Genomic DNA, 26359 nt, shown 5'->3' on the forward strand with positions numbered 1-26359 from the left:
AGCCGTCGCAGCCATGAGCATCGCCCGCGAGGACTGGCTGCGCGCGCACGCGGCCCTCTGGTACGACGATCGCCGCTACCGCCTGGCCTGGCTCGCCCTGCCGCAGGCCGTGACCTGCGCGGTGGCGGGCCTGTGCATGGCGCTGGCCGCGCAGGGTGTCTGGGGTCAGCCGGCCACCGCCTCGAAGGCGCGGCTCGCCGAGCTGAGCGCCCTGCGCGACCGGGCCGGCAAGGACGGCGACCGCAAGGCGTTCGACGCGCTGACCGCCGCGGCCACCCAGGGCCAGATCGACGCCGCGACCAAGCTCGGGACGCTCTACGACCCCCTGACCGCCGCCTACTTCCCGAACAAGCCCGCGCCGAACGATTTCGTCCGGGCGGCCGCCCTCTACGGACCGGGCGCCGCGATCGGCGATCTCCTGGCGGTCACGCGCCTCGCGGACGTGCTGCTCGACCCGGCCAACCCCAACCGCGACCTGCGGCGCGGCTGCCGCCTGGCCCAGACCTGGATCGACGCCCCCGAGACGCTCGAGCGCACGATCACCGGCGAGGAGCGGCTGACCGTCAAGCTCGCCACCTGCTACGTCGAGCCCGAGAGCGGCCTGCCGCAGGACCCGGTGCGGGCCGGGGGGCTGGTGACCGCGGTGCTGTGGCGCCGCCACCGGCCGACGATGGACGCCTTCATCAACAATCTCGGGCAGCAGAACCCCGCCCTGGTGTTGGGCATCCAGCGGCACCTGGCCGAGCAGCGCCGGTACATCGGCCCGGTGGACGGGCGGCCCAATCCCGGGATCATCACGGCCCTCCAGGTGGAGGCGGGGATCACCAACACGGTCGCGACCCCGCGGCCCGAGCCGCGGCGGGTGACGCCCAAGGGCCCGGATCCGGAGGTGCTGGCCCTCCAGGCCGCCGCCCGGACCGGCGACCGGCGGAAGATGGCCGACCTGAAGAGCCGCGCCGAGGCCGGGGACGCGGACGCGCTCACCGCCTACGCGCGCCTGTTCAACCCGGTGATGAACAAGGGCGACGTCTTCGCGCCGGACGCGCAGGTCGCCGTCGCCGCCTACGAGCGCGCCGCGGCCGCCGGCAACGGCATGGCGGCCGGCGAGGCGGCGGTGCTGTACGATTCCGGCTACGGCAACGTCGCCAAGGATCCCGGGAAGGCGGCGGCCCTCGCCCTGCGGGGCGTCGACCTCAAGGACGACCAGATCACCTTCTGGCTGCTGTTCCCGGAGGCGGGCAACTGGAGCGACGGGTTCTGGGGCGCGATCCAGGCCGCGCTGACCGCCCGCGGCTTCTACACGCTCCCGGTCGAGAACAAGCGCAATTCCGCGGTCATCACGGCCCTGCGCGCCTACATGAAAGCCAAGTCATGAGCGGCGCCACGATCGGGACCGACCGGCTCCGGGCGCACGCGACGCTCTGGTACGCGGACGCGCGCTACCGCCTCGCCTGGCTGGTCCTGCCCCAGGCCGCGGTCGCGCTCCTGGCCGGCCTCGCCCTGGCGCTGCTGAAGCCCGCGGGCGAGTGGGGCAAGCCCGCCGACAGCAAGGAGAACGAGAAGCTCTATCTCGACCTGCTCGACAAGGCCGGCAAGGACGGCGACAGGGCCGCCTTCGAGAAGCTGCGGACGGCCGCCGAGGCCGGCGACGTCAGCGCCCGGTCGTTCATGGGCGCCCTCTACAATCCCGAATGGGCCGCGGTCTACGCCAAGAACCCGGTCAAGCCCGACGCCGCCAAGGCCCTGACCTACTACCAGAAGCCCGCCGACCTCGGCTTCCCCGGGGCCCAGCGCGGCATGACCGAGCTCCTGCTCGACCCCGCCCGCGGCCAGCACGATCTCAAGCGGGGCTGCCGCTACGGGCTGGCCTTCCAGGCGAACCCGGTCGCGGCCCGGAACAACTACCTCGATTCCTGGTCGACGCTCTACTGGATCGCCGGCTGCTACACCGATGCCGGGAGCGGCGTCCCGCGGGATCCGCAGAAGGCCGCCGACCTCTACATGAACACGGTGGCGGCCAAGCTGCCGCGGGCGGTCACCACCTTCACGGACGAGCTCGGCCGCCAGCCCCCCGACCTCGTGGCGGCGATCCAGCGCGACCTCGCCAAGCGCGGCTTCTACACCGGGCCGGCCGACGGGACGGCGACGCCGCAGACGCGCGCGGCCGTGCAGGCCCTGGCCGGCCGGGGTGCCGGCCCGCAGGGCAACGCGGGAGCTGGCAGTGCGGGGGCGGGCAACACCGGAGCCGCGAAGCCCGCCGGCCCGCCGCCTCCGGCACCGCCCGCGGCGACGCCGAGCGTCGAGGAGCTCATCGCGCTGTCCAAGAGCGCGGTCTCCAACGCCGCCGACGCGGCGAAGCTCCGGGGCCTGGCGGAGAGCGGCGTCCCGGTGGCGCAGTACCTCTACGCCGCGATGCACCTGTCCCCGGCCAACCGGGAGCAGCGGGTCACCGCGCCGGACGGCCCCCTGGCGGCCCGGTATCTCGAGCGCCTCGCGGTCGAGCGCTCCTTCGCCCCCGCGGCGGCCTCGGCGGCCTTCCTGTACGATCTCGGCGGCGCCGGCCTGCAGCGGGATCCCGCGAAGGCGGCCGACCTGACGATCCGCGCCCTCGAGCTCAAGTCCACCGAGATCCTGCAGAATCTCGAGCAGGACCAGTGGGGCGCCGGCTTCTGGGCCGCCCTCCAGCAGCGCCTCGCCGACCGGAATCTCTACCAGGGCCGCGTCGTCGACCAGCGCAACGACCGGACCATCCAGGCGGCGCGCCGCCTCCTCGGCAATCCATAGGAGACGGCCATCATGGGTCCCCGCCGCAAGGATCCCGCGCGGTTCCCGGCCCCCCGGGCCGGACGCCGCATCGGCCACCGCACCGCCGCCCTGATGGCGGGCCTGCTGGCCGGCCTCCTCCTGCCCGCCGCCGCGCAGGCGCAGATCAAGGTCCGCAAGGCCGACTGCTTCTTCGCGGCCGACGGCAGGACCGTCATCGACGGGGTCTGCGAGTTCCTGACCGACGCGCGCAGCTACGGCGTGGGCGGGTTCCGCCTCGCCACCTACACCAACGGCTACCTGCGCGACGGCGTGGTCGTGTCGGTGACAGCGCCCGGCCAGGGCACGGCGACCTGGAACCGGGAGCCCGGCGGCAAGCCCGAGGACGGCCCCGCCGACAGCGTCACCGCGGAGGGCGCCTGCTGGACCGGGTCCCGGAGCCGGATCTGCGCCTGGAAGGTCGGCGAGGGCCGCCCCGGCTTCGGCGGCGCCCCCGCGGCGGCGCCCGAGGCCGGCGCTCCGCGGGCCGCCGACTGCTACCTCGAGGTCGCGGGCGATGTCCGCCTCGACGGGGCCTGCCAGTTCCGGTCGGAGACCGGGCAGACCGGCGCACGCGGCTTCGAGATCCGCTCCTACGCCGCGGGCAAGCTCGACGTCGTGGCGCAGCTCGTCCGCGACCCGCAGAACCCGCTGAAGGCCACGGCCTTCTGGAACGGGTCGTCCGGGGGCCTGCGCGCCGCCGAGGCCCTCGGCGCCCTGTCGCCGAGCGGCCCCTGCTGGGACAATGACGGCGCCCGTCTCTGCGTCTGGCAGCCCGGCCAGCCCCGCGGCGGCTGGGACCGGCGGGCCGAGGCCCGGGCTCCGGCCACGCCCGAGACGCCGCCGTCGCCGCCACCGGCACAGGCGCCGTCACAGGCGCCGCCTCCGCCGCGCGACGGCGCGGAGGGGCGCGATCCGCCGCCGGGCACGTTCCTGAAGCTGTCCTTCAAGGGCCGCTGCGAGTCCCTGATGATGGACGGGGAGGACCTCACCGCGACCTGCGCCCCGGAGGCGGTGAACACCTCCGTCGTCGGCAGCCCGAAGGCCGGGTTCATCTTCGGCACCACCGACGGCAAGGCCATGGCGTTCATGGCCTCGGCCAAGGGCTTCGTCGAGGGCGGCACCCTGCACCAGCCCGTCGACGAGCTGATGTACGCCGAGCGCGACCAGTCCACCTTCAAGGTCAAGGGCACCTGCGAGATGCCCAACCCGATGGGCGGCCCGGTGGTCATCACCTGCAACGCCCAGTCGGCGAACAGCACCTACGCGGTCCGGTTCCGCACCGACGGCGGCAAGCCGGTCCTGACGCGCGGCGACGCGAAGTGAGGCTCTCGCCGCGGACCGAAACCGCCCGACCCGGGAACCCGAGGAGGATGCCATGGCACGACGCGTTACGAGGGGAGGGGCCGGCGGCACCGGGATCCTCGTCGGCCTCCTGGGGCTCTGCCTCGCGGGACCGGCGCTCGCGGGATCCACGAGCGTGACCGCGCGGCCCGGGGAGCGGGTCCGCCTCGACGGCTACGCCACCCACGAGACCCGACCGGGCTGCCCGTCCGTTCCGGCGGCCGCGATCGAGCTGGTCACGCCCCCGCGCGGCGGCCGCATCGAGCAGCGGCGCGAGTTCCTGGTCCTCGGCCAGAACATCGACGGCACCCCGTCGCGGGACGGCTGCCAGGACGTCGAGCGGGACGCGCGGACGCTCTACTACACGGCCCGGCCCGACTTCGCCGGCCACGACACGGTGTCGGTGATCGTCACGTTCGTCACCGGCGAGGAGGCCACCTACACCTACAGGATCACGGTGCCCGAGGACGAGGGCCGGCGGGCGCCGGCGGTGTCCCAGGCACCCGCCCCCCGCGACGCGGGCCTCGCGCGGCCGGCCCCGGCGGCGCGCGCCGCTCCGGCCGAGCGGGCGACTCCGGCCGCGACTCCGGCTGCGACTCCGGCTCCGGCGCCCCGGGAGGCGAGCACCGGCGACTTCCTGCGCGACGCGGTCCGGGACGCGGTCCCGGCCACCCGGCCGGCGCCGGCCGCGCCGCCCCCGAAGGCCGCCGAGGCCGCGGCGCCCGTGCCCGGTACGCCCGCGCCGCCGCCGCAGCAGCAGCTGGCACCACCGCGCCCGCCCGCCGCGCCGCAGCTCTGACGCAGCTCCGGCGCGGACGGCCGGACCGGCCGCCCGCACCCCCACCGCCAAGCCGAGGACGAGTCCCGTGCATCAGCGCCTCCCGAACGCCCCCCGATCCGCGGCACCGAACCGACCGCGTCGGCGCATCGGCGCCGGCGTCCTCGCCCTCGGATCGGCGCTCTGCCTGCCTCTCTGCCTGCCGCTCTGCCTCGCCCTGCCGGCCCGGGCGGAGGTGGAGAACAAGACCGCGCGCGCCGGCCAGCGGATCTTCCTCCAGGGCTTCACCTACTACTTCGCCACGCAGGGGTGCCGCTCGCGCGCGGCCACGATCGAGCTCGTCAGGCCGCCGCGCGGCGGGCGCATCGAGCAGCGGCGCGAGTTCCGGATCCTCAGCGGCAAGGTCGACGAGACCGGGGCGCAGATCCGGCAGCCGGACGGCTGCGAGGACGCCAAGAAGGATTCGATGTCGCTCTACTACACGGCACGGCCCGACTTCTCCGGACTCGACACCCTGTCGATCGACGTCACCTTCGGGGACGGGTCCACGGTGCCGTACACGTTCCGGATCACCGTGCCGCCGGGCGAGCCCCGTCGGGCCCCGGCGGTGTCGCAGGCGCCCGTCCCGCGCGCGGGCGGCGCCGGGCAGGCCGCGCCGGCGGCCCGGGCGACGCCGGCTCCGGCCCCCCGGGAGGCCAGCACCAGCACCGGCGACTTCCTGCGCGACACGGTCCGCGGCTCGGTCGCGGCCCCGCGGCCGGCACCGGTCGCGGAGCCTCCGAAGTCCGAGGCGGCCGCGGCGGACGCGCCCGGCGCGCCGCCTCGGACCGAGCCTCCGCCGCCGCGCGCGATGGCGCCGACGCCGCGCCCCCGGCCAGCGGCCACGCCGCAGCTCTGAGACCCTGCGGGGCCGGCCGGTGCAGGCCGGCCTTCCGCACCCGTACGAATCCACGCCTGCCAGGGCCCCCGCTGCACAGGTCCGGCAAGTCACCAGCAGAGCCACCAGCAGAGCCACCAGCAGAGCGAAGTGAGAGGCACCCCATGGGATCGATGCGGAACGCTTTCGTCTACGCGGCCATCCTGTCGACGCTCGCGCTCCCGGCGGCCGCGGCGGAGACGTGCCGCGACCATTACCGGAGCGAGGGGACGCCGATGCTCCAGGCCATCACCTACAAGACGTGGATGATCTTCCCCTCGGTCAGCCCCAGGGCCGCGTTCGACCGGGTGACGCGGGCGGTCCTGGCCGAGGGGTTCGTGGGCGTGCACGTGGAGAAGGCGCTCGGGACCCTGACGGCCCAGCAGGAGACATCCGGTTCGGGGCGACCGCAGACGCTGCGGGTCGTCGTGCGCAAGGCCGGGGCGGGCAGCCGGGTCGACGCCCTGTTCATGGTGCAGGCCGGTCAGATCGGTCAGGACGTCGACCAGAACCTGTGCCGCATCGTCGATGCCGCGGCGCAGTAGGCCCCCGATGTCGACCGGCTCCAGGGACGCGGCCCAGAGGCGAGGTTCCGATGCGCAGTCCGGTGCGAGCTTCGGGGCGAGGTTCGGGGCGATGCTCAGCGCGGAGCCGGCCGTGACGCGACTCCCGGCGGCCACCCTCGCGGCAGCCCTCGCCGCTTTCCTCCCCGCAACCCTCCTGGCGCCGTCGTCGGCCCGCGCGATCGACTGCCGCAAGGCGGCCAGCCCGCTCGAGCGCATGATCTGCGCCGACCCGGCGCTCCGGAAGGCGGACGCCGCCCTGGGTGCGGCCTATTCCGGCCTCCTGCACAGCACGGACGACGCCGAGATCCGCGCGATGCTGGTCGCCAGCCAGAAGCGCTGGGTGGCGGCCCGGGACACGTGGCTCGGCGACCTGGACGCGGCCGACGCGCGCGCCGTCGTGCTGGAGGCGATCCGGGCACGGACCGAGGACCTGTCCGGCCGCTCGAAGAGCGATCCGGCCCGACCGCACTGGATCGCGGCGGCGCTGCGGCAGCGGGCCTTCGCGGCGCGGTTCACCGGCGGCCCCTTCGCGGGGTTCGACGCGGCGTGCGACTTCCTCCCCGTCGGGCGGGACCGGGTCTACGGGTGCTTCGGCAGCCGGCGCTACCAGAACGGCGACCGGGTCTGCACGCTGTCCGACGACTGGGCGAGCGGCCACACCTCCGAGACGCGCACGGTCGCGCGGGTCGTCGACGGCGCCGCGCGCACGGTCGCGACCTGCACGATCGGCGGGGGCGACGACGCGGAATGCCCGGGTCCCGACAACGCCGACGGCCGCTGGGCGCGGCCTGCCGCCCCGGCCGTCGCCGCCGGCGCGGCGGCGGCACCCGCGGGCCCTCGGCCCGTCCTCGACGTCGAGCTGGCCCCGGACGCCGATGCCGAGACCTGGCTCTCGACCTGCCTGACCGACCCCGCCTATCCGCCGCCCGACCCGGTTCCGGCGGCCCGGACGGCCCCGGGATCGAGCCCGCCCGCGCCGGCGGGCGCCCCGAGCAGCCGGTGACGATGGGACCGCACGCCCCCGCGCCTGATCCGGCCCCTGCGCCGGCCCGGGGCCGCCGGCACGCTCTCGGTGACCACGACGGGCGACGGCGAACTGCCCGAGGTCCACGAATACGGAGCCGCGTGCCGATGAGACGGATCCTGCGGGCGCTGCCGCTGTTCGCCGTGACGGGCCTGGCCGCGACCGCCGCGGTCGCGGCCCCCATTCCCCCCTGCGCGGCCGACGCCGAGCGGCAGGCCCTCAAGCTGCTGCGCTTCCACAGCGACGGCGACGCGCGGGCCACGGTCGATCCCGCGTCCGTCCGGTCCGTCGGCACCGTCGCGTCCCTGGTCGGGACGCGGCGCTTCCAGGTGATCGAGGTGGAGGGCAGCATCTACAAGGGCGCGTATCGGATCCGGCTGATCTACGCGCCGATGCCCGGGAGCTGCGTGCTGATGGGGCAAGAGATCCTCGAGCGCTCCGATCCCTACTGAGCACCGGCCCTCCGGCCGCCCCGCGGGCGCTGTCCTCAGCGCACGCCGAGGCAGCCGGTCCCGGGCGCCGGCAGGACCAGCCAGGCACCGCCCGCGTAGAGGCGCCGGACCGCGCCCGGCGCGGCGGGCCGGAGCACCAGGTACGCGCGGCCGGACGAGACCAGGGCCCCGTCGTCGGCGGCCGCCAGGGCGGCGGGGTTCCCGAGCGCCACCACGGTCTCCGGCTGGACCGCGAGGGCGGTCAGCGCGGTCACGCCGAGCCCCCCGGCGAGCGCCGCCGCGACGGCGCCGACCGGCAGGCCGCGCCGCGGGCGCCGATCAGTAATCGTAGGCATGCTCGAACCGGCCCCCCGCGGCCTCCACGGCGCGGATCTGCGCGACGAGCTGCTCCACCGCGGTGTCGTAGCCGACGCGCTGCCAGCCCGGCTCGGACTGGATCGGCATCGCGAACAGCGGCTCGGCCCCGGCGAGGGTGACCGTCCGGCCCGGCGGCAGGAGGACGGTGGTGAGGATCCGGTGGTTGCCGGCGATCTCCAGGACGGTCCGGCCCCGCGCGCCGAGGCCCCGGACGATCTCCGTGAAGGCCCGGTAGCGCGGGGTCTCCATCAGGGCGGCCGGGCCGCCGTCGCCGGCCGGGACGGGGCCGAGGAGGGTGATGCGCGGGTCGGCGGCCGCGTCGCCGGCATCGAGCCCCGCCACGACGCTGCGGATCGTCAGGCCGGCCGGGTCCATCCCGGCGAGCCACGCGATCCCCTGGGCGTAGGCCCATTTCACCCCGTATTGCAGCGTGAGCGCGCCGCGCCGCTCGACCGCCCGCAGGGACGGCGTGAACGGGACCTCGTGCCAGAGCCGGGACAGCTCCGCGTCGAACGGGTAGCGGTACCAGGGGGTCTGGCGCAGGAACGCGGCGTAATCCCCGAGCAGCCGGGCGTTGAACCGGTCCTCGTCCGTCGGCTCCGGCCCCCGCCACCGCGCGGTCAGCGCCCCGAGGCTGCGCTCGTAGGCGCCCTGGATCAGCATCTCGGCCGTGAAGCTGAGGCCAATCACGTAGTTGGTGACTTTCTGGCCCGCGGTGACGTCGCCGGTGCGCCCGGCCGCCCGGGTCGCTCCGCACAGGCTCGTCCAGAAGCCCGTCGTCGCCGCCCAGTAGTCGAAGGCCGATTCCGAGGCGGAACGCGTCACCCCGGCGAGGTCCGCGTAGGCGTGGACGATGTCCCATTCGGGGAAGGTGAGGTAGCTGTCGCCGGCCGCGCGCTTGTAGCCCTCGGGGGCGATCCCGAAGCGCGAGCCGCCCGCCGAACGCCCCGGCCCGGCGGGATCGGGCCTGACCGTGCAGCCCCCCTCGATCGCCGCGACGGGCAGGGCGCAGGCGAGGGCCAGAACGGCGAGGCCGGCGACCGCCCAGCGGACGACCCGTCGCCGGCGGCGGGGGGGCCGGGGGCTCACGCGGCGACCCCGGCCGCGGTCCGGGCGCGCCACGGCCACCAGCCGAGCACGACGCCGGCGAGGCCGAGGCTCAGGTGCGGGCCGTTGGAGAGGAGCGGGCTGTCCTGGAAGCCCTTCAGGAACAGCGACAGGTCGAGGAAGCTCGACCCGGTGAGCACGCCGACGACGCCGTCGAGCAGGTAGATCGCCCCGAAGGCCCGCAGGAAGGTCACGGCGGCGGAGCGCGACCACAGGCCGGCGGCGAGCGCCCACAGGCCGGAGGCGAGGTGGAGCGCGTCCTTGTAGACGTCGAGCCGGAACAGGCCGAAGACGCGGCCCTCCGCGTCCCGGAAGGCCGGGACGTAGTCGGTGGCGGCGGCGAACAGCAGGATGGCCGCGAAGGCGAGGGCGGCCACCTGTGGGGGCGTGGGTCTCATGGGCGTCTCCTGAGTCGGCACGCGCGGCCCGCGCGAGGCGGATCCGTGCCGGGGCGCGGTCAGGCCATGTAGGTCGACCACAGGGCGTTCCGGAACAGCAGCCCCGGATCGTAGCGGCGCTTGGCTGCCACGAAGGCGTCGAGCTTCGGATAGGCCCGGGCCATCTGGTCGCGCCGGGCGTGCAGGCGGTAGGGCAGGTAATAGGCCCCGCCGATCGCCACGACGCGCTCGATCAGGGCCTCGGTCATGCGCATCATCGCGGCCTCGTCGCCGGGGGTGAGGCCCTGCGAGAACGACATCACCGCGCCGATCCGCGGGCCAGGCGCGTAGGCCAGCGCCGAGTCCGGGTCCGCCGCCACGTAGCGCAGGGTGACGTTGAGGCAGTCGCAGCCCGAGCGCGGGATGGTCTCGCGGCAGGCGGCGAGGAACGCGTCGAAGCGCTCGGGCGGGACGAAGTACTCGTGCAGGATGTCGGTGCGGCTGCGGTCGCGCGAGGCGAGGTTGGCCACCGGCTCGTTCATCAGGCTGTTGCGGGTGGCGAGGCCGGGATCGAGCGTCGGGTTGAGCCGGGTCTCGGCGATCCAGCGGGCGCGCTTGCCGAACTCGCTGCCGACCTGGGCCCGGTAGATCTCCCGCGAGACCGCCGAGAACGCCCCCTGCGCGGCCGCCGCGGGCAGGACCTGCGGCGGGTGCTCGGCCTCCGCGTAGGTGACGAGGATCGCCTCGTCGAAGAATCCGGCCTGCGCGACAGAGAGCCGGCCGTAGGCCATCCGCAGGCGGGCGTCGCGCGCCACCGCCGCCGCGAAGGCCGGCGCGAACTCCGCGGCCGGCATCACCGCGAAGGTCGGCGTCAGGAGGCGGTTCGGCACCATCTCGACCACGAGGTCGACCACGATCCCGAACAGGCCGTAGCCGCCCATCGCCAGCCCGAACAGCTCGGCGTTCTCCTCGCGGGAGCAGGTCACGAGGCTGCCGTCGGCCAGGACGAGGCGGACGGCGCGGACGGTGGAGCCGAACGGGCCGTGCGGCGCGGGCCAGCCGTGGGCGTTGACGCAGAAGGTCGAGCCGACCCCGAAATCGCTGTTCGACTGCATGACCGTCGGCGAGTAGCCGATCCGGTCGAGCTGCCGGATGACCTGCGACCAGCGCGCCCCGGCCCCGACCCGGTAGAGGCCGGCGGCTGTGTCGGGCTCGATCGGGCCGCCCTCCAGGGTCACGGCCGTCCCGTCGCGGGCGAGGCTCTGGCCGCCCATGGAATGGCGGGCGACGCCGACGGCGACCGGCCGGCCGGCGGCGGCGGCATCCCGGATCTCGGCGCGCACGGCCTCGATCAGGGTGTCGGTCGACCCCGTCGGCAGCAGGGCGTGGCGCGTCACCGGGGTCGGGTTGAGGCCGCTCGCGTCGTTGAGGATGATCCGCGGCGCGGCCCGGGCCGCCCGCGGCAGCAGCGCGGCGGCCGCCGCGGCGCCGCCGCCCGCGAGGATCCCGCGCCTGCTCGGTCCTGTCCCGGCCATGCCCACCCTCGATTCGCGCCGGCGGGGCGACCGGCTCGCCCCGCCGGCCAACCCTGCGACGGGTTCGGATCCGGCGGCGTGAGATCACGCACGGAGCGCGGCGCACCGCCGGCCGGGACGATGCCACGCCGCCCCCGGCGCGGTCGAGCGCCCGCGCTCCGGCCGTCGGCGCCGCGCGCCGATCCGTCCTCAACCGCGATTCCTCGACGGGTCGCGGATCGCGACGTTGACAGGCGTCCGGGGCCACGGCACGGCGGCGGAGGACCCGCTAGGCCGGAGCCCACGATCGCCGAGGAGGGAGATCCGCCATGCCGTCAGGCGCTTCGAACCGGACGGCAGGGGAGGCCCCGCGGCCGGAGCGGGAGCCGGTCCTGCTGCAGGATCCGCACGCCGTCCGCGAGCCGCGCGAGAACAACCTCGAGCGCGCGATCGGCCACGCGGTGCGCGAGCGCCGGAAGCGGCTCGGCATCACCTCGGCGGACCTCGCCGCGACGACCGGCCTGTCGCCCGGCATGCTGTCGAAGATCGAGAACGGCAACATCTCGCCGTCCCTAACGACGCTGCAGCTGCTCGCCCAGGCGCTCGGCATGCCGATCACCGGCTTCTTCCGCGGCTACGAGGAGGTCCGCAACGCGGTCTTCGTCAAGGCCGGGGAGGGGATCGAGCTGGAGCGGCGCGGCACGCGGGCCGGGCACCAGTACAACCTGCTCGGGCACATCCACGAGAACACCAGCGGCGTGACGGTCGAGCCGTACCTGATCACGCTCACGACCGATTCGGACGTGTTCCCGACCTTCCAGCACCCCGGCCTGGAGTTCCTCTACATGCTGGAGGGCGAAGTGCTGTACCGGCACGGGGACCGGCACTTCCACATGCAGCCCGGCGACAGCCTGTTCTTCGACGCCGATGCCCCGCACGGGCCGGCGGAGCTGCTCGTGCTGCCGGCCCGCTACCTCTCGGTGATCGCGTATCCACAGTCGGGCCGCACCGGCTGACGGGCCGCGTTGTTCTCAGGAAGAAATCTTATTTCTTGAGGGTTGATTTCCGCCGCGCAGGCCGCCTATGCTCCGGGCGAACCCGCGACGGAGGTGGTGCCATGTGCGGCATCGTCGGATTGTTCCTGAAGGACCCCGCCCTGGAGCCGCAGCTCGGCGCGCTGCTCGCCGACATGCTCGTCACCATGACGGATCGGGGGCCGGACTCGGCCGGCCTCGCGATCTACGGGCCGCCGGCCCCCGGCCTGTCGAAGATCACCGTGCAGTCGGCACGCCCGGAGGCGGATTTCCCCGCCCTGGAGCAGCGCCTCGCGGAAGCCTCCGGCGGCTCGGCGCGGGTGGCGGTGAAGAGCTCGCACGCGGTCATCACCGTGGCGTCCGACCGCCTCGCCGCGACGCGCGACGCCCTGAAGGGCCTCGCGCCCGATCTGCGCGTGATGGGCGCGGGCGAGAGCGTGGAGATCTACAAGGAGGTCGGCCTGCCGAAGGACGTGGTGGCGCGCTTCGGCATCGCCGGGATGTCGGGCACCCACGGGATCGGCCACACCCGGATGGCGACGGAATCGGCCGTGACCACCATGGGCGCGCACCCGTTCTCGACGGGCGCCGACCAGTGCCTCGTGCATAACGGCTCGCTGTCGAACCACAACAACCTGCGCCGGAGCCTCGCCCGCGACGGTATGGCCTTCGAGACGGAGAACGATTCCGAGGTCGCGGCGGCCTATCTCACCACCGCGATGGCGCGGGGCCGGGACCTCGGCGCGGCGCTCGCGGGGGCGCTCACGGATCTCGACGGGTTCTTCACCTTCGTGGTCGGCACCAAGTCCGGCTTCGGGGTGCTGCGCGACCCGATCGCCTGCAAGCCGGCGATCATGGCCGAGACCGAGCGCTACGTCGCCTTCGGCTCGGAATACCGGGCGCTCGTCGGCCTGCCGGGGATCGAATCCGCCCGCGTCTGGGAGCCCGAGCCGGCGACCGTTTACTTCTGGGATCAGCGGCAGGCCGCCTGAGCCGCTCCCCCCGCAGCCTTCACGGATCTCGCCCATGCCCGTCTTCGATCTGGCGGCGACGCCGCTGCGCGCCCTGAACCAAGCCCTCCACGGCGTCGCGCCGGGCGCCAACGACACCGAATTCGAGGTGCTGAACCCGCGGGGCCAGCACGCGGTGGCGGTCGGGATCGACGGGCCCGTCACCGTCACGGTGCGCGGCCCGGTCGGCTACTACTGCGCCGGCATGAACGACGGCGGCACCGTCACGGTGCAGGGCTCGGCGGGTCCCGGCGTCGCCGAGAACATGATGTCCGGCACCGTCGTGATTGAGGGCGACGCCTCGCAATATGCCGGCGCCACCGGGCGCGGCGGCCTCCTCGTCATCAAGGGCAACGCGGCCTCGCGCTGCGGCATCTCCATGAAGGGGATCGACATCGTCGTGCACGGCTCGATCGGGCACATGTCGGCCTTCATGGGCCAGTCCGGATCCCTCGTGGTCCTGGGCGATGCCGGCGAGGCGCTGGGCGACTCGCTCTACGAGGCGAAGCTGTTCGTCCGCGGCAGCGTGAAGAGCCTCGGGGCCGACTGCATCGAGAAACCGATGCGCCCCGAGCACCGCGCGCACCTCGCGGCCCTGCTGGACCGCGCCGGGGTCGCGGACGTCCGGCCGGAAGAGTTCCGGCGCTACGGCTCGGCCCGCAAACTCTACAGCTTCAACATCGACAACGCCGACGCCTACTGAGAGCGCGCCGCCGGAGTGGATACCGGTTCGGCGCGAGCGAGCGCGTCGAATCAAGGACTTAAAGCCGCTCCCGATCGGGAGCGGCTCAAGCGGGAGACCGGGCATGACCTACCAGAACCCGCCGATGCCGCCGCGCAAGTCGGCGACCTTCGACGACCACACCCTGGCGGAGATCCGCCGGGCCGCGGCCACCGGCATCTACGACATCCGCGGCGGCGGCACGAAGCGCAAGCTCCCGCATCTCGACGACCTGCTGTTCCTCGGCGCCTCGATGTCCCGCTATCCCCTGGAGGGCTACCGGGAGGCCTGCGGGACCGGCGTCACCCTCGGCACGCGATTTGCCAAGAAACCGATCGCGTTGAAGATCCCGATCACCATCGCCGGCATGAGCTTCGGATCCCTGTCCGCCAACGCCAAGGAGGCCCTCGGCCGCGGCGCTACGCTGGCCGGCACCTCCACCACCACGGGGGACGGCGGCATGACCGACGAGGAGCGCGGCCACTCCGACATCCTCGTCTACCAGTACCTGCCCTCCCGCTACGGCATGAACCCGCGCGACCTCCGGCGCGCCGACGCCATCGAGGTGGTGGTCGGCCAGGGCGCCAAGCCCGGCGGCGGCGGCATGCTGCTCGGCCAGAAGATCTCCGACCGGGTCGCCGCCATGCGCGACCTGCCCAAGGGCATCGACCAGCGCTCCGCCTGCCGGCATCCGGACTGGACCGGTCCGGACGATCTCGAGATCAAGATCGGCGAACTGCGCGAGATCACCGACTGGGAGAAGCCGATCTACGTGAAGGTCGGCGGCGCCCGGCCCTATTACGACACCGCACTGGCCGCGAAGGCCGGGGCCGACGTCGTCGTCCTCGACGGCATGCAGGGCGGCACGGCGGCGACCCAGGACGTGTTCATCGAGCATGTCGGCCAGCCGACGCTCGCCTGCATCCGCCCCGCCGTGCAGGCGCTGCAGGATCTCGGCCTGCACCGGAGCGTGCAGCTCGTGATCTCGGGCGGCATCCGCTCGGGCGCGGACGTCGCCAAGGCCATCGCGCTCGGGGCGGACGCGGTCTCGATCGGCACCGCGGCGCTCGTCGCCATCGGCGACAACGACCCGGCCTACGAGGAGGAGTACCGCGAGCTCGGCTCCACCGCTGGCGCCTACGACGACTGGCACGAGGGCCGCGACCCGGCGGGCATCACCACGCAGGACCCCGAGCTGGCGGCCCGCCTGGACCCGGTCCGCGCCGGCCGGAAGCTCGCAAATTACCTGAAGGTGATGACCCTGGAGGCGCAGACCATCGCGCGCGCCTGCGGCCACAACCACCTGCACAATCTGGAGCCCGAGGATCTCGTGGCGCTGACGCTCGAGGCCGCCGCCATGGCCCGCGTGCCGCTGGCCGGCACCGACTGGTACCCGGGCAAAGCGGGCCTCTAGGGCCCTTCAACCCCGCCGGTCGCGCCGGAACGGGGCGCGGCCGGCCCCCAACCGATCCGCGCTCAGGGGGCTGCCGTGACGACCGACCTTTCCGCCTACGCCGCCGAGCACGGCGTGAAGTACTTCATGATCTCCTATACGGACCTGTTCGGCTGCCAGCGCGCCAAGCTGGTGCCCGCGCAGGCGATCGGCGCCATGCAGCGCGACGGCGCGGGCTTCGCGGGCTTCGCCACGTGGCTCGACCTGACCCCGGCCCATCCCGACCTGTTCGCGATGCCGGACGCCGCCTCGGTGATCCGCCTGCCCTGGAAGCCGGACGTCGCCTGGGTGGCGGCCGACTGCACCATGGCGGACGCGCCGGTCGATCAGGCGCCCCGGGTGGTGCTGAAGCAGCTCGTGGCGCGGGCCGCCGCCGAGGGCCTGCGGGTCAAGACCGGCGTCGAGGCCGAGTTCTTCCTGCTGAGCCCGGACGGATCGGCGATCTCGGATCACCACGATCGGGCGGAGAAATCCTGCTACGACCAGCAGGCGCTGATGCGCCGCTACGACGTGATCGCCGAGATCTGCGACCACATGCTGGCGCTCGGCTGGAAGCCCTACCAGAACGACCACGAGGACGCGAACGGCCAGTTCGAGATGAACTGGGAGTACGACGACGCGCTGGCCACCGCCGACAAGCACGCCTTCTTCAAGTTCATGGTCCGCTCGGTCGCCGAGCGGCACGGCCTGCGGGCGACCTTCATGCCGAAGCCGTTCCCGGGGCTGACCGGCAACGGCTGCCACTGCCACGTCTCGGTGTGGAACAATGCCGGCACCGTGAACGCCTTCGCGGATCCCGAGATGCCGTTCGGCCTGTCGGCCCGGGGCCGGCACTTCCTCGGCGGGATCATGCGGCACGCGCCCGCGCTCGCCGCGATCACCAACCCGACGGTCAATTCCTACAAGCGCATCAACGCGCCCCGCACGATCTCGGGCGCGACCTGGGCGCCGAACGCCGTGACCTGGACCGGCAACAACCGCACCCACATGGTGCGCGTGCCCGGGCCGGGCCGGTTCGAGCTGCGCCTGCCCGACGGGGCGGCCAATCCGTACCTGCTCCAGGCGGCGATCCTGGCCGCGGGCCTGGACGGCCTGGCGTCGGCGGCCGATCCCGGGCCGCACAGCGACGTCGACATGTACCGCGACGGCCACGCCGTCACCGGCGCGCCGCGCCTGCCGCTCAACCTGCTCGACGCGCTGCGGGCCTTCGAGGCCGACGAGGCCCTGCGGGACAATCTGGGCGGCGCATTCTCCGTCGCCTACCTCAAGTTGAAGCAAAATGAGTGGGACAGCTACTGCGCCCATTTCACCGCCTGGGAGCGCGAGACCACGCTCGATGTCTGAGCCGGTGCTGCCGGTGACGGGCCGAGCGGCGGACCGGCTCTTGCAAGGCCCAGATCGATCCTGGCCACGGGGAGCGGGACGCGGACCGACATGCGTGTGATCCATCGTATCCTGGGCAGCCGGCACGAATCCGGGATGGCCGAGCGCCTGCACCATCTCGCGCATCACGGCGCGGTGGACGTGCTCGTCGTGTCGAGCACCGACGTCGCCCGGCGGCGGATCCGCGCGACCACCCAGTCCGGCGAGGAGATCGCCCTCGCCCTGCCGCGGGACGAGCCGCTCTTCGACGGGGCCGTGCTGGCGCTGGACGCGGACCGCGCCCTCGTCGCCCGGGTCGGCTCCGAGCGCTGGCTCCGCCTCGTCCCGGACAGCCAGGCCGCCGCCCTCGAACTCGGCTACCACGCCGGCAACCTCCACTGGCGGGTCCGCTTCGCCGACGGCGCCCTCCTGGTGGCCCTGGACGGACCGGCCGACGCGTACCTCGTCCGCCTCGGCGCCCTCGTCACCGACCGGCAGGTGACCCACACCATCCTCGACGAGGCGGCGCCGTGCTGAGCCGGCTCCTGGCGTTCCAGCAGGCCGACGCCGCCTTCCCGAGCGGGAGCTTCGCCTTCTCCAACGGGATCGAGGGGCTCGTCGCGGGCGACCCGGCCTTCGACACGGGGAGACTGACGCGGACGCTCACGGCCCTCGTGCGCTTCCGGTGGGCGGAGAGCGACCGCGTCGCCCTGATCCTCGCCCACCGCGCCGGCCCCGATCCGGCCCGGCTCGGCCGCATCGACGCCGCCGTGGAGGCGGCCACCCTCGTCGAGGCGATGCGCACCGGCAGCCGGCGCAACGGCGCCTCCCTGCTGACCACCCACGCGCGGCTCGCCACGCCCGGTGCCGGGGACATCCGCGCCGCGATCCGGTCCGGGCTCATGCTGGGGCACCTCGCCACCGTGCAGGGCGCCCTGTGGCGGGGGCTGGGCCTGTCGGAAGCGGAGGCGGCGGCCGTCGCCGGCTACCAGCTCGTCTCCGGCCTGGTCTCGGCCACGGTCCGGCTCGGTCAGGTGGGCGCCATCCAGGGCCAGCAGGCCCTCCAGACGGTGCTGCCGCTCGTCGCGGAGATCGCCGAGCGGCCCGTGACCGAGGACCCCGACGGCGCGATCGTCCTCACGGGCTTCACGCCGCTGATCGAGGTCGCCGCGATGCGGCACGCGCGCGCCGACCTGCGCCTGTTCGCCAACTAGGGAGCGGGTGATGCTGCTCACGCCCACCGAGCTGGAACGGCTCACGATCTTCACCGCGGCCGAGCTCGCCCGCAAGCGCCGGGCCCGCGGCCTCAAGCTCAACTACCCGGAGGCGGTGGCGCTCATCACCGACGAGATCCTGGAGGGCGCGCGCGACGGGCGCAGCGTCGCCGACCTCATCGGCTGGGGCTCCACGATCCTGTCGACCGAGGACGTGATGCCGGGCATCGCCGCCATGCTGCCGATCCTGCAGGTCGAGGGCGTCTTCCCGGACGGCACCAAGCTCGTCACGGTCCACGAGCCGGTCCGCGCCCGGGCGGGCGCCCCCGCCGACACCCTGGAGCCCGGCGCGATCCTGCCGGCCGACGGCGCGATCGAGCTGGCCGCGGGCCGCCCGCGGGTCACCCTCGACGTCGTCAACACCGGCGACCGCCCGGTCCAGATCGGCTCGCACTACCACTTCTTCGAGGTGAACCGGGCGCTCGATTTCGACCGGGCGGCGGCCCTGGGCTACCGCCTCGACATCCCGGCCGGGACGGCGATCCGCTTCGAGCCGGGCCAGCGCAAGACCGTGACGCTGGTCGGCTTCGGCGGCGCCCGGGAGCTGACCGGGCTCAACGACCTGACGCAGGGGACCCTGCCCGACGACGCGGCGCGGGCGGCGGCCCTCGCCCGCGCCAAGGCCCGCGGCTTCAAGGGCGCCTAGGGAGAGTGCCATGGTGACGATCCCGCGCCGCGACTACGCCGCCCTCTACGGGCCGACCACCGGGGACGGGGTGCGGCTCGCCGACACCGCCCTGGTGGCGGTCGTCGAGCACGACCACGCCGTCTACGGGGACGAGTGCCTGCACGGCGGCGGCAAGACCCTGCGCGACGGGATCGGGATGGCGCCCGGGGTGACCGCCGCGCAGGGCGCGCTCGACTTCCTCCTCTGCAACGTCGTGGTGATCGACCCCGTCCTCGGCATCCAGAAGGGCGATCTCGGCATCAAGGACGGGCGGATCGTGGCGCTCGGCAAGGCCGGCAACCCGGCGATCATGGACGGCGTCGACCCGCGCCTGATCGTGTCGGCCGGGACGACGGTGCGCGACTGCGAGGGCCTGATCGCGACGCCCGGGGCCATCGACGTGCACGTGCACTTCGATTCCGCCGGCCTGCCGGACCACGCGATCGCCTCCGGCGTCACGACCCTGCTCGGCGGCTCGCTCGGGCCGATCACCGTCGGCATCGATTCCGGCGGCCCGTTCAACACCGGCCGCATGCTCCAGGCCGCCGAGGCCTGGCCGGTCAATTTCGGCTTCCTCGGGCGCGGCAACACCCACCGGCCGGCCGCCCTGAAGGAGCAGCTGGAGACCGGCGTCCTCGGCCTCAAGATCCACGAGGACTGGGGCGCGATGCCGGCGGCGATCGACGCCTGCCTGGGCTTCGCCGACGCGTACGACTTCCAGGTCCAGCTCCACACCGACACGCTGAACGAGTCGGGCTTCGTGGAGGACACGCTGGCGGCGATCGGCGGCCGCACCATCCACATGTACCACACCGAGGGGGCCGGGGGCGGCCACGCGCCGGACATCATCCGGGTCGCCGGGCTGCCCCACTGCCTGCCCTCGTCGACGAACCCGACCAACCCCTACACGGTCAACACCTTCGACGAGCACCTCGACATGACGATGGTGTGCCACCACCTCAACCCGGCCCTGCCGGAGGACGTGGCCTTCGCGGAGAGCCGCATCCGCGCCCAGACCATCGCGGCCGAGGACGTGCTCCACGACATCGGGGCGATCGCGATGCTCGGCTCCGACAGCCAGGGCATGGGCCGGATCCACGAGGTCGTCTGCCGGACCTGGCAGCTCGCCTCGAAGATGAAGGACCAGCGCGGCCCGCTCCCCGAGGAGAGGCCGGGCTTCGGCGACAATGCCCGGATCAGGCGCTACATCGCCAAGTACACGATCAACGCGGCGCGCACCTTCGGCATCCAGGAGCATGTCGGCTCGCTGGAGCCCGGCAAGATGGCCGACATCGTGGTCTGGCGGCCGGCCTTCTTCGGGATCAAGCCGGAGCTCGTGATCAAGGGCGGCTTCATCGCCTGGGGCGCGATGGGCGATTCCGCCGCCTCGCTGATGACCTGCGAGCCGGTGCTGATGCGCCCGCAATGGGGCGCCTTCGGGCGCGCCAAGCAGGCGCTCTCGGCCTGCTTCGTCCATCCCCTGGCGATCGAGGCCGATCTCGGCGGCCGGCTCGGCCTGCGCAAGGCGCTCCTGCCCGCCCGCGGGACCCGCACGCTGACGAAGGCCGACATGCTCTGGAACGACGCCTGCCCGGAGATCCGCGTCGACCCGCAGACCTTCGACGTCTTCGTCGACGGCGTGCTCGCCACCTGCGAGCCGGCCCGGACCCTGCCGCTCGCCCAGCGCTACATGCTGCGCTGAGCGCCGCCGAACCCCGCCACCCCTCTCACGGCCCCGCTCCCCATGACCGACGTGACTCCCGCGAACGCCGCCCGGATCGGGATCGGCGGCCCGGTCGGATCCGGCAAGACCGCGCTGATCGAGCGGCTGATCCCCGTGCTGCGGGCGCGGGGCGTCGATCTCGCGGTGATCACGAACGATCTCGTCACCAAGGAGGACGCCGAGCGGCTGCGCCGCTCCGGGCTGATCGATCCGCGCCGCGTCGAGGCTGTGGAGGCCGGGGCCTGCCCGCACACGGTGATCCGGGAGGACCCGACCCTCAACATCGCCGCGGGCGACGCGCTGGAGGCGCGCTTCCCGGGCCTGCAGCTGCTCGTCTTCGAATCCGGCGGCGACAACCTCGCCTCGACCTTCTCCCTCGACCTCGTGGACTGGTGGATCTTCGTGATCGACGTGGCCGGCGGCGACGACATCCCGCGCAAGCGCGGCCCGGGCGTGCTGCGCTGCGACCTCCTCGTGATCAACAAGATCGACCTCGCGCCGCATGTCGGCGTCGACCTCGACGGGATGCTCGCGGAGGCCGCGCGGGTCCGGAGCGGCAGGCCGGTCCTCGCCACGAACGCGCGCGCGGGCCTCGGCATCGACGCGGTGGCGGATGCCATCGGCCGGGCCGTCCTGTTCGCGCCCTAGCCGTGCCCGACGACGTCCAGACCGGCCGCCGCGCGACGGCCCGCCTCGGCTTCGTGCGCGGCGGCGGGACCAGCGTGCTCGCCGACCAGCACGTGCCGTACCCGTTCCACATCACGAAGCCGTTCCGCCTGTATCCGCAGCGGCCGGAGCTGATCACCCTGTACCTGCAATCGGCCTCCGGCGGCCTCTACCGCGGCGACCGTCTCGGCCTCGACATCGCGATGGGTCCGGGCTCGGCGGCGCACGTCACCACCCAGGCCGCCACGGTCGTCCATCGCAGCGCCGACCAGCCGGCCCGCCAGGACACGCGGATCCGCGTCGGCGCCGATGCCTTCCTCCACTGCGTGCCCGATCCCCTGATCCTGTTCCCCGGCGCCGCCCTCTCGGCCTCGACCCGGGTCACGCTCGAGCCCGGGGCCCGTGCCGTCGTCTCCGAGAGCATTGCGTGTCACGACCCGGAGGGCCGCGGCAGGCCGTTCGAGCACGTCGAGCTCGCCCTCGGCATCGAGACGGCGGCGGGGGCCGTCCTGGTCCGCGAGCGGGCGCGCATCGCCGGCGCCGAATTCCGCGATCCGGCCTCGCCGCTCGGCCCGTGGCGGGCCTACGGCGCCCTCGTCATCCTCGGTCCGGCCCCGTGCCTGCCGGATCCCGGGGACGTCCAGGCCGCGGCCGACCGCACCGGCTGCCGGGCCGGGCTCAGCCCGCTGCCGAACGCGGCCGGGCTCGGCCTCCGGCTCCTCGCGCCCGACGGCGGCACCCTGGCGGCGGGGCTGGAGGCGGCCGCCGGTCGCGCCTTCGCGGCGCTGACCGGGCTCGCCCCGGCGCGCCGCCGCAAATAGGAAGCCGGCGCCCGGGAGCGCCGCCGCCGATATGGGCAGGCTGCCGATGTTTTCATCTTGCGAAATTTATTTTCTTTTGAAGAAATGTGCCGAAGGAGACGATCCCGTGCGCGACGGCTGATCCGGTGCGGACGGGGCGGCCCACCTTCTCGAACGATCTGAAGGATTTGCTCCCCATGGCGACAGACGATCCCGCGCACTTCACCCTCCGCCGGCGCCTGCTGCTCGGGCTGGCGGCGGCCCCGCTCGCGGCATCGCTGCCGCGCGTCGCGGCGGCCGCCGAGGCCGGCGCTCTGGCGGTGACCGACAGCGAGGTGACGGTCGGCATCCTGCACTCGATCACCGGCACCATGGCGATCTCGGAGACCGGGCCGAGCCAGGGCGAGAAGCTGGCGATCCAGCAGATCAACGACGCCGGCGGCGTGCTCGGCCGCAAGATCAAGATCATCCAGGAGGACGGCGCCTCCGACTGGCCGACCTTCGCCGAGAAGGCCAAGAAACTCCTCGTCAACGACCATTGCGCCGCCGTGTTCGGCTGCTTCACCTCGGCCTCGCGCAAGGCGGTGCTGCCGGTCTTCGAGCAGTACAACGGCCTGCTGTACTACCCGACCTTCTACGAGGGCCTGGAGCAGTCGAAGAACGTCTTCTACACCGGCCAGGAGGCCACCCAGCAGATCCTCGCCGGCCTCGACTGGGTCCATAAGGAGAAGGGCGGCGACAGCTTCTACTTCATCGGCTCGGACTACATCTGGCCGCGCACCTCCAACAAGATCGCCCGCCGGCACATCGAGACCGTGCTCAAGGGCAAGGTCGTCGGCGAGGAGTACTTCCCCCTCGGCCACACGCAGTTCAACTCGGTCATCAACAAGATCAAGCTCACCAAGCCGAAGGTGATCTTCGCCACGATCGTGGGCGGCTCGAACGTGGCGTTCTACAAGCAGCTCAAGGCGGCGGGCATCGACCTGTCGAAGCAGGTGCTGATGACGCTGTCGGTGACCGAGGACGAGGTCGACGGCATCGGCGGCGAGAACATCGCCGGGGCCTACTCGTGCATGAAGTACTTCGAGTCGATCCAGAACGAGAACAACAAGGCGTTCGTGGCCGCGTTCAAGAAGATGTGGGGCGAGAAGACGGTCATCGGCGACGTGACGCAGGCGGCCTATCTCGGCCCGTTCCTGTGGAAGATGGCCTGCGAGAAGGCCGGCACCTTCGACGTCGACAAGGTCGTGGCGGCCTCGCCCGGCCTCGAGTTCAAGGGCGCGCCGGAAGGCTACGTGAAGATCGACGAGAACCACCACCTCTGGTCGAAGACGCGGGTCGGCCGGGCCAAGCCCGACGGCCAGTTCGAGATCGTCTACACCAGCCCCGAGCTGATCAAGCCCGATCCGTTCCCGAAAGGGTACCAGTAGGCCAGGCTGACGGCTGGGAGGATGCGCGTCGATCCGCTCGGAGAGCAGCGTCAGGCCAGCGGCCACGGCTCGGTGCTCGGTTCCGATCCAGCTGACGGCGGCCGGGATCTGCGGGAAGTCGGTTCGATGGCAGGAGAGGTCACGCCTTGGGCCTCAAGAGCCTTGGCGCCTTCGGGTCGCAGACGTCGACCTGTCCGAGCGCCGGATGGCTGCTGCCGACGGTCGCTCACGCCCTCCCTTGAGGCCTCCCCCGCTTTGAGGATACTGGATACATAATCTCGTTCGGGAGAGGGGTCAGATGGCACGACTGAACGTCAACGGCGTCGTGCGTGAGGTCGATGCCGAGGCCGACACCCCGCTCCTCTGGGTCATCCGCGAGCAGATCGGTTTGACCGGCACCAAGTACGGTTGCGGCATCGCCCAATGCGGCGCCTGCACCGTGCATATCGACGGGGCGGCCGTCCGCTCCTGCTCCGTGCCGCTCTCGGCGATCGAGGCGGGGCAGAAGATCGTCACGATCGAGGGGCTAGCGCCGGATGCCCGCCATCCGGTCCAGCAAGCCTGGGCCGAGCTCGACGTGCCGCAATGCGGCTTCTGCCAGCCCGGGATGATCATGGCCTCGGCGGCGCTGCTGGCGCAGAACGCGCGTCCGAGCGAGGAGCAGATCCGCCAGGAGATCACCAACATCTGCCGCTGCGGCACCTACAACCGTGTGCTCGCCGGCATCAAGATCGCCGCCGAGCGCGGCCAGTCCGGCTGACGGGGGACGAGCAGATGAGCCTCGAATCCAAGGCCTCTCCGAAGGCTGCCCGCCCCAGCCGCCGCACGCTGCTCGCCGGCGCCGGTCTCTTCACCCTCGGCTTCCACATCCCGTTCCCCGCACGGGCTGCAACCCTCGACGCGGCGCCCACCGCGCCGGAGGTCAATGCCTGGGTCGTGGTGAAGCCGGACGAGACCGTGGTCATTCGCATCGCCCGTTCGGAGATGGGCCAGGGCACGCTCACCGGCCTCGCGCAACTCGTCGCCGAGGAGCTCGACTGCGACTGGGCCAGGGTCACCACCGAGTATCCGAGCCCGGGCCAGAACCTCGCCCGCAAGCGCGTCTGGGGTGATTACTCGACCGGCGGCAGCCGCGGCGTGCGCGATTCTCACGAGTACGTGCGAAGAGGCGGCGCCGCCGCCCGCACGATGCTCGTTGCCGCCGCCGCGAAGGGCTGGGGCGTACCCGCCGCCGAGTGCCGCGTCGAGCGGGGCGTGATCACCCACGGCCCCTCCGGCCGCAGCATCACTTACGGCGCCGTCGCCGCGGAGGCGGCCAGGATCGAGCCGCCGAAGGACGTGGTGCTCAAGGATCCGAAGGACTGGACCATCGCCGGCAAGCCGCTGAAGCGGCTCGACACCCTGCCCAAGCTCGACGGCAGCCAGGTCTACGGGATCGATCTCAAGCTGCCCGGCCTGCTCAACGCCGCGATCCGCGACTGTCCGGTGACCGGCGGCAGCGTGAGGAGCTTCGACGCCGCGGCTGTGTCGGGCATGCCCGGTGTCCGAAGAGTGCTCCAGGTCGGCGACAGCGCGGTCGCGGTGGTGGCCGACACGTTCTGGCGCGCCAAGACCGCCCTCGACGCCCTCCCGGTCGCCTGGGACGATGGTCCGAACGCGACGGTTTCCAGCGAGACCATCGCGGCGACCCTGCGCGAGGGACTCGACGCCGAGCAGGCCTTCGTCGGCAACAAGGCCGGCGATGTGGCCGGCGCCCTCAAGGGCGCCGCCAAGGTGGTGGAGGCCGTCTACGGCGTACCGTTCCAGAATCACGCCACGATGGAGCCGATGAATGCCACCGCGCTCTGGACGCCGGAGCGCTGCGAGGTCTGGACGCCGACGCAGAACGGCGAGGCGGCTCTGGCCGCGACCGCCGACGCCGCCGGGCTGCCGGCCACGTCGTGCGAGGTCTACAAGATCCATCTCGGCGGCGGCTTCGGCCGGCGCGGCGCCACGCACGACTGGGTGCGTCAGGCGGTGCTCATCGCGCGGGAGATGCCGGGCACGCCGGTCAAGCTGATCTGGACCCGCGAGGAGGACATGACGCATGGCCGGTACCACCCGGTCACGCAGTGCCGGATGCGCGCCGCCCTCGACGGGGACGGCAACCTGACCGGCCTGCACATGCGCATCTCCGGCCAGTCGATCCTGGCCTCGGTCGCCCCCCAGCGCATGGTCGAGGGCCGCGACCCGGTCACCTTCCAGGGTCTCAACCCCGGAGGTCCGGAGGCCGCGATCGGCTACACGATCCCCAACATCCTGGTCGACCACGCGATGCGCAACCCGCACATCCTGCCGGGCTTCTGGCGGGGCGTGAACCTGAACCCGAACGCCATCTATCTCGAATGCTTCATGGACGAGCTGGCCCACGCCGCCGGCCAGGATCCGCTCGCCTTCCGGCTGAAGCTGATGGACAACCACCCGAAGCACCGGGCCGTGCTGCAGGCGGTGGCCGAGCGGATCGGATGGGCCAGCAAGCCGCCCGAGGGGGTCTACCGCGGCATCTGCCAGACGATGGGGTTCGGGAGCTACGTCGCGGGCGCGGCCGAGGTCTCGGTCTCCGACCGGGGCGAGCTGAAGATCCACCGTATCGTGGCGGCGACCGACCCCGGCCACGCGGTCAACCCGCAGCAGATCGACGCGCAGGTGGCGGGCTCCTTCGTCTACGGTCTCTCGGCCGCGCTGTACGGCGCCTGCACGGTGAAGGACGGGCGCATCGAGCAGACGAACTTCGACAGCTATCCCGTGATGCGGATGGACGCGATGCCGGCGGTCGAGGCCATCCTGATGCCGTCCGGCGGTTTCTGGGGCGGCGTCGGCGAGCCGACGATCGCGGTCGCCGCGCCGGCCGTGCTCAACGCGATCTTCGCTGCGACCGGCAAGCGCGTCCGCCAGCTTCCGCTGAAGGACACGGATCTCCGCCGGGCATGAGGGGACGGGCAT

26 protein-coding genes are annotated in these 26359 nt (G+C 73.2%); 22 read left to right on the forward strand and 4 right to left on the reverse strand.

What is annotated here, in order from left to right; translation table 11 throughout:
- Positions 1–13 precede the first annotated feature (13 nt).
- From ACQKQD_RS11530 to ACQKQD_RS11565, 8 genes are all read left to right on the forward strand, one after another.
- Positions 14–1375 carry a hypothetical protein gene (locus ACQKQD_RS11530; RefSeq protein WP_427508426.1) on the forward strand — a complete coding sequence of 454 codons (1362 nt, stop codon included), beginning with the start codon at positions 14–16 and terminating at the stop codon, positions 1373–1375.
- Entirely contained in the window at positions 1372–2784 is a 1413-nt protein-coding gene (locus tag ACQKQD_RS11535) for a peptidoglycan-binding protein (RefSeq protein ID WP_427508427.1), read from the forward strand. Before ACQKQD_RS11530 ends, ACQKQD_RS11535 begins: the two co-directional genes overlap by 4 nt.
- 12 nt (positions 2785–2796) lie before the next feature.
- On the forward strand, positions 2797–4128 hold the full coding sequence (locus tag ACQKQD_RS11540; RefSeq protein WP_427508428.1) for a hypothetical protein: 1332 nt from the start codon (positions 2797–2799) through the stop codon (positions 4126–4128).
- Positions 4129–4180: 52 nt separating this feature from the next.
- Complete coding sequence (locus tag ACQKQD_RS11545; RefSeq protein ID WP_427508429.1) at positions 4181–4945, forward strand: hypothetical protein; 765 nt, start codon at positions 4181–4183, stop codon at positions 4943–4945.
- 67 nt (positions 4946–5012) lie between these two features.
- Entirely contained in the window at positions 5013–5822 is an 810-nt protein-coding gene (locus ACQKQD_RS11550) for a hypothetical protein (protein WP_427508430.1), read from the forward strand.
- A gap of 152 nt (positions 5823–5974) precedes the next feature.
- Complete coding sequence (locus tag ACQKQD_RS11555; RefSeq protein WP_427508431.1) at positions 5975–6385, forward strand: hypothetical protein; 411 nt, start codon at positions 5975–5977, stop codon at positions 6383–6385.
- Positions 6386–6497: 112 nt separating this feature from the next.
- Complete coding sequence (locus ACQKQD_RS11560; RefSeq protein WP_427508432.1) at positions 6498–7409, forward strand: lysozyme inhibitor LprI family protein; 912 nt, start codon at positions 6498–6500, stop codon at positions 7407–7409.
- A gap of 128 nt (positions 7410–7537) precedes the next feature.
- Positions 7538–7882, forward strand: coding sequence for a hypothetical protein (locus ACQKQD_RS11565; protein WP_427508433.1), 345 nt, complete (start codon positions 7538–7540; stop codon positions 7880–7882).
- Between the two features lie 35 nt (positions 7883–7917).
- On the opposite strand, the gene ACQKQD_RS11570 is transcribed toward ACQKQD_RS11565, so the two are convergent.
- From ACQKQD_RS11570 to ACQKQD_RS11585, 4 genes are read right to left on the reverse strand one after another with little or no spacing between them, the layout of a single operon-like run.
- Positions 7918–8217, reverse strand: coding sequence for a hypothetical protein (locus tag ACQKQD_RS11570; protein WP_056530802.1), 300 nt, complete (start codon positions 8215–8217; stop codon positions 7918–7920).
- Complete coding sequence (locus ACQKQD_RS11575; RefSeq protein ID WP_354455975.1) at positions 8201–9328, reverse strand: hypothetical protein; 1128 nt, start codon at positions 9326–9328, stop codon at positions 8201–8203. The genes ACQKQD_RS11570 and ACQKQD_RS11575 overlap by 17 nt, the downstream gene beginning before the upstream one ends.
- Positions 9325–9744 (reverse strand): DUF4383 domain-containing protein, encoded by a 420-nt coding sequence (locus ACQKQD_RS11580; RefSeq protein WP_026605246.1) that lies wholly within the window; start codon positions 9742–9744, stop codon positions 9325–9327. Before ACQKQD_RS11580 ends, ACQKQD_RS11575 begins: the two co-directional genes overlap by 4 nt.
- A 59-nt stretch (positions 9745–9803) precedes the next feature.
- On the reverse strand, positions 9804–11258 hold the full coding sequence (locus ACQKQD_RS11585; protein ID WP_427508434.1) for an FAD-binding protein: 1455 nt from the start codon (positions 11256–11258) through the stop codon (positions 9804–9806).
- A gap of 308 nt (positions 11259–11566) precedes the next feature.
- On the opposite strand from ACQKQD_RS11585, the gene ACQKQD_RS11590 reads away from it, so the two are divergent.
- The 14 genes from ACQKQD_RS11590 (at position 11567) to ACQKQD_RS11655 (ending at position 26347) form a co-directional block, all read left to right on the forward strand.
- The gene (locus ACQKQD_RS11590) at positions 11567–12253 is read left to right on the forward strand and encodes a helix-turn-helix domain-containing protein (RefSeq protein WP_020095167.1); all 687 of its coding nucleotides are present in this window, start codon (positions 11567–11569) and stop codon (positions 12251–12253) included.
- A gap of 101 nt (positions 12254–12354) precedes the next feature.
- Positions 12355–13263, forward strand: coding sequence for a class II glutamine amidotransferase (locus tag ACQKQD_RS11595; RefSeq protein ID WP_354455973.1), 909 nt, complete (start codon positions 12355–12357; stop codon positions 13261–13263).
- Positions 13264–13297: 34 nt separating this feature from the next.
- Positions 13298–13984, forward strand: coding sequence for a GXGXG domain-containing protein (locus ACQKQD_RS11600; RefSeq protein ID WP_020095169.1), 687 nt, complete (start codon positions 13298–13300; stop codon positions 13982–13984).
- 103 nt (positions 13985–14087) lie between these two features.
- Positions 14088–15416: an FMN-binding glutamate synthase family protein gene (locus ACQKQD_RS11605; RefSeq protein ID WP_132367918.1), complete on the forward strand. Its 1329-nt coding sequence runs from the start codon at positions 14088–14090 to the stop codon at positions 15414–15416.
- Positions 15417–15491: 75 nt separating this feature from the next.
- Positions 15492–16799 carry a type III glutamate--ammonia ligase gene (gene glnT, locus ACQKQD_RS11610; RefSeq protein WP_427508435.1) on the forward strand — a complete coding sequence of 436 codons (1308 nt, stop codon included), beginning with the start codon at positions 15492–15494 and terminating at the stop codon, positions 16797–16799.
- Between the two features lie 90 nt (positions 16800–16889).
- Positions 16890–17354: an urease accessory protein UreE gene (ureE, locus tag ACQKQD_RS11615; RefSeq protein ID WP_427508436.1), complete on the forward strand. Its 465-nt coding sequence runs from the start codon at positions 16890–16892 to the stop codon at positions 17352–17354.
- The gene (locus ACQKQD_RS11620) at positions 17348–18031 is read left to right on the forward strand and encodes an urease accessory protein UreF (protein ID WP_427508437.1); all 684 of its coding nucleotides are present in this window, start codon (positions 17348–17350) and stop codon (positions 18029–18031) included. Before ureE ends, ACQKQD_RS11620 begins: the two co-directional genes overlap by 7 nt.
- A gap of 10 nt (positions 18032–18041) precedes the next feature.
- Complete coding sequence (locus ACQKQD_RS11625) at positions 18042–18737, forward strand: urease subunit gamma (RefSeq protein WP_091977471.1); 696 nt, start codon at positions 18042–18044, stop codon at positions 18735–18737.
- A 10-nt stretch (positions 18738–18747) separates the two neighbouring features.
- Complete coding sequence (gene ureC, locus ACQKQD_RS11630) at positions 18748–20460, forward strand: urease subunit alpha (RefSeq protein ID WP_091681513.1); 1713 nt, start codon at positions 18748–18750, stop codon at positions 20458–20460.
- A gap of 42 nt (positions 20461–20502) precedes the next feature.
- Entirely contained in the window at positions 20503–21129 is a 627-nt protein-coding gene (gene ureG, locus ACQKQD_RS11635) for an urease accessory protein UreG (RefSeq protein WP_091977473.1), read from the forward strand.
- A 2-nt stretch (positions 21130–21131) separates the two neighbouring features.
- Positions 21132–21968, forward strand: a complete 837-nt coding sequence (locus ACQKQD_RS11640) for an urease accessory protein UreD (protein WP_103985793.1) — start codon at positions 21132–21134, stop codon at positions 21966–21968.
- Between the two features lie 176 nt (positions 21969–22144).
- On the forward strand, positions 22145–23377 hold the full coding sequence (urtA, locus tag ACQKQD_RS11645; protein ID WP_091681517.1) for an urea ABC transporter substrate-binding protein: 1233 nt from the start codon (positions 22145–22147) through the stop codon (positions 23375–23377).
- A 298-nt stretch (positions 23378–23675) separates the two neighbouring features.
- Entirely contained in the window at positions 23676–24137 is a 462-nt protein-coding gene (locus ACQKQD_RS11650) for a (2Fe-2S)-binding protein (protein ID WP_020095607.1), read from the forward strand.
- A gap of 14 nt (positions 24138–24151) precedes the next feature.
- A complete protein-coding gene (locus ACQKQD_RS11655) occupies positions 24152–26347 on the forward strand; it encodes a molybdopterin cofactor-binding domain-containing protein (RefSeq protein WP_427508438.1) in 2196 nt (731 codons plus the stop codon).
- The last annotated feature ends 12 nt before the right edge of the window (positions 26348–26359 follow it).

Source organism: Methylobacterium sp. NPDC080182 (genome assembly GCF_050281105.1).
Classification (GTDB): Bacteria; Pseudomonadota; Alphaproteobacteria; order Rhizobiales; family Beijerinckiaceae; genus Methylobacterium.

What these genes read in the sequence shown, in the direction of transcription:
- ACQKQD_RS11545 (WP_427508429.1), top strand. Translation starts at nt 4,181, where the DNA reads ATGGCACGACGCGTTACGAGGGGAGGGGCCGGCGGCACCGGGATCCTC.
- ACQKQD_RS11655 (WP_427508438.1), top strand. Translation starts at nt 24,152, where the DNA reads ATGAGCCTCGAATCCAAGGCCTCTCCGAAGGCTGCCCGCCCCAGCCGC.
- ACQKQD_RS11625 (WP_091977471.1), top strand. Translation starts at nt 18,042, where the DNA reads ATGCTGCTCACGCCCACCGAGCTGGAACGGCTCACGATCTTCACCGCG.
- urtA (WP_091681517.1), top strand. Translation starts at nt 22,145, where the DNA reads ATGGCGACAGACGATCCCGCGCACTTCACCCTCCGCCGGCGCCTGCTG.
- ACQKQD_RS11600 (WP_020095169.1), top strand. Translation starts at nt 13,298, where the DNA reads ATGCCCGTCTTCGATCTGGCGGCGACGCCGCTGCGCGCCCTGAACCAA.
- ureC (WP_091681513.1), top strand. Translation starts at nt 18,748, where the DNA reads ATGGTGACGATCCCGCGCCGCGACTACGCCGCCCTCTACGGGCCGACC.
- ACQKQD_RS11565 (WP_427508433.1), top strand. Translation starts at nt 7,538, where the DNA reads ATGAGACGGATCCTGCGGGCGCTGCCGCTGTTCGCCGTGACGGGCCTG.
- ACQKQD_RS11605 (WP_132367918.1), top strand. Translation starts at nt 14,088, where the DNA reads ATGACCTACCAGAACCCGCCGATGCCGCCGCGCAAGTCGGCGACCTTC.
- ACQKQD_RS11590 (WP_020095167.1), top strand. Translation starts at nt 11,567, where the DNA reads ATGCCGTCAGGCGCTTCGAACCGGACGGCAGGGGAGGCCCCGCGGCCG.
- ACQKQD_RS11595 (WP_354455973.1), top strand. Translation starts at nt 12,355, where the DNA reads ATGTGCGGCATCGTCGGATTGTTCCTGAAGGACCCCGCCCTGGAGCCG.
- ureE (WP_427508436.1), top strand. Translation starts at nt 16,890, where the DNA reads ATGCGTGTGATCCATCGTATCCTGGGCAGCCGGCACGAATCCGGGATG.
- ACQKQD_RS11570 (WP_056530802.1), bottom strand. Translation starts at nt 8,217, where the DNA reads ATGCCTACGATTACTGATCGGCGCCCGCGGCGCGGCCTGCCGGTCGGC.
- ACQKQD_RS11540 (WP_427508428.1), top strand. Translation starts at nt 2,797, where the DNA reads ATGGGTCCCCGCCGCAAGGATCCCGCGCGGTTCCCGGCCCCCCGGGCC.
- ACQKQD_RS11650 (WP_020095607.1), top strand. Translation starts at nt 23,676, where the DNA reads ATGGCACGACTGAACGTCAACGGCGTCGTGCGTGAGGTCGATGCCGAG.
- ACQKQD_RS11580 (WP_026605246.1), bottom strand. Translation starts at nt 9,744, where the DNA reads ATGAGACCCACGCCCCCACAGGTGGCCGCCCTCGCCTTCGCGGCCATC.
- ureG (WP_091977473.1), top strand. Translation starts at nt 20,503, where the DNA reads ATGACCGACGTGACTCCCGCGAACGCCGCCCGGATCGGGATCGGCGGC.
- ACQKQD_RS11555 (WP_427508431.1), top strand. Translation starts at nt 5,975, where the DNA reads ATGCGGAACGCTTTCGTCTACGCGGCCATCCTGTCGACGCTCGCGCTC.
- ACQKQD_RS11585 (WP_427508434.1), bottom strand. Translation starts at nt 11,258, where the DNA reads ATGGCCGGGACAGGACCGAGCAGGCGCGGGATCCTCGCGGGCGGCGGC.
- ACQKQD_RS11530 (WP_427508426.1), top strand. Translation starts at nt 14, where the DNA reads ATGAGCATCGCCCGCGAGGACTGGCTGCGCGCGCACGCGGCCCTCTGG.
- ACQKQD_RS11535 (WP_427508427.1), top strand. Translation starts at nt 1,372, where the DNA reads ATGAGCGGCGCCACGATCGGGACCGACCGGCTCCGGGCGCACGCGACG.